Source organism: Rubritalea profundi, assembly GCF_002954445.1.
GTDB lineage: Bacteria > Verrucomicrobiota > Verrucomicrobiia > Verrucomicrobiales > Akkermansiaceae > Rubritalea > Rubritalea profundi.
This window is the reverse complement of record NZ_MQWA01000004.1, coordinates 1-2,097: the sequence shown is the minus strand read 5'-3', so window position 1 is coordinate 2,097 and position 2,097 is coordinate 1. Positions and strand designations below refer to the sequence as shown.

Genomic DNA, 2,097 nt, shown 5'->3' with positions numbered 1-2,097 from the left:
AAAAAACTGAATTGTATGCTGCGGTTCGCACATTGCTGTGCGGACGCTGTAATTGTAATAAGTGTGGTGCGTTTCCTACCCACAAGCTGGTAGTTTAAGTTAATCCTAAACCTTAGCTCTCGACCTATGTCTTTCGACATTTGCTCCATAGAAAGGAGGTGATCCAGCCGCAGGTTCCCCTACGGCTACCTTGTTACGACTTCATCCCAGTTACCAACTACACCTTAGGACCTTGCCAATGTTGGCGCAGATACTTCGGGTGCTGTCGGCTTCCATGATGTGACGGGCGGTGTGTACAAGACCCGGGAACGTATTCACGGCACCGTAGCTGATGTGCCATTACTAGCGATTCCAACTTCATGGAGGCGAGTTGCAGCCTCCAATCCGAACTGAGCCCAGTTTTGTAGATTTCCTCCACCTCGCGGTATCGGTTCTCATTGTACTGGACATTGTAGTACGTGTGCAGCCCTAGGCGTAAGGGCCATACTGACCTGACGTCATCCCCACCTTCCTCCCAGTTGATCTGGGCAGTCTGACTAGAGTCCTCAACTTAATGTTAGTAACTAGTCACAGGGGTTGCGCTCGTTGCCGGACTTAACCGAACATCTCACGACACGAGCTGACGACGGCCATGCAGCACCTGTGTAAAGTCTCCGAAGAGTCACAGCCTTTCAACTGCTTAGCGATACATGTCAAGCCTAGGTAAGGTTCTTCGCGTTGCATCGAATTAAGCCACATACTCCACCGCTTGTGCGGGTCCCCGTCAATTTCTTTGAGTTTTAGTCTTGCGACCGTACTCCCCAGGCGGTGCGCTTAACGCGTTAGCTCCGGCACGGAAAGGGTCGAACCTTCCCACACCAAGCGCACATCGTTTACTGCTAGGACTACAGGGGTATCTAATCCCTTTCGCTACCCTAGCCTTCGAGCCTCAGCGTCAGTAAATGTCCAGTAACCTGCCTTCGCCGTTGGTCTTCCTCTCGATATCTACGCATTTCACTGCTACACCGAGAATTCCAGTTACCCCTCCATTACTCTAGTACGGCAGTATCGGATGCAGTTTCAGAGTTGAGCTCTGAGATTTCACATCTGACTTACCGTACAGCCTACGCTCCCTTTACGCCCAGTGATTCCGAATAACGCTCGGGACCTTCGTATTACCGCGGCTGCTGGCACGAAGTTAGCCGTCCCTTCCTCTTGTGATACTATCAAACATACTAGGTATTAACTAATATGCCTTACTCTCACATGACAGTGGTTTACGACCCTAAGGCCTTCATCCCACACGCGGCGTTGCACCATCAGACTTTCGTCCATTGTGAATGATTCTCGACTGCTGCCACCCGTAGGTGTCTGGACCGTGTCTCAGTTCCAGTGTTGCTGATCGTCCTCTCAGACCAACTACCCGTCGTCGCCTTGGTGAGCTTTTACCTCACCAACAAGCTGATAGGACGCGAGCCCATCTTAAAGCGTGACCCGAAGGCCACTTTACTCCGTAGAGCTTATGCGGTATTAAACCCAGTTTCCCAGGACTATCCCCCTCTTTAAGGCAGGTTGCTCACGCGTTACTAACCCGTCCGCCACTAAAAGATCATTAGTAAACTAAATCACTTTTCGTTCGACTTGCATGTCTTATCCACGCCGCCAGCGTTCATTCTGAGCCAGAATCAAACTCTCCGTATATTGCCTAGTAAACTAGGACTTTCTGGTTACCCGAAGGCAACCTTTTTTAAAACGGTTGGCGTATTTCTTATCTTTCAATAAGCGTATACTAAATTGACAAGTGCGATAAATAACCCGTTTAAGATTACCTATCATTTGCCGCGTCAGTGTTTCCACTACCGCAGCGCACAATTCAGTCTTTCCTCTTCTTCTTGAATCAAACCTTCCGATTAGCCTACCGAAGTAAGTCGCACGCATTTTGATCAAGTCATGTTGTGTAAAAGATCTCGTCCGAGGAAAGTTAAATCCAGCTATGAGACCGAGTCTCGATGAACTGAAGTTAGTTTCTCTCGCGCTCCCTGTGGCAGGTGAGGCGGGGCGCAATCTACATATTCCCCGACCCTGCGCAAGCTCTTTCGACACCTTTTTTGAAGTTTT

At 49.5% G+C, this 2,097-nt stretch carries 1 rRNA gene; it reads right to left on the bottom strand.

Features of this window, described 5'->3' with window-relative positions:
• Positions 1 to 151: 151 nt before the first annotated feature.
• Positions 152 to 1,680: ribosomal RNA gene (locus BSZ32_RS18150) — 16S ribosomal RNA — on the bottom strand.
• Positions 1,681 to 2,097: the final 417 nt, after the last annotated feature.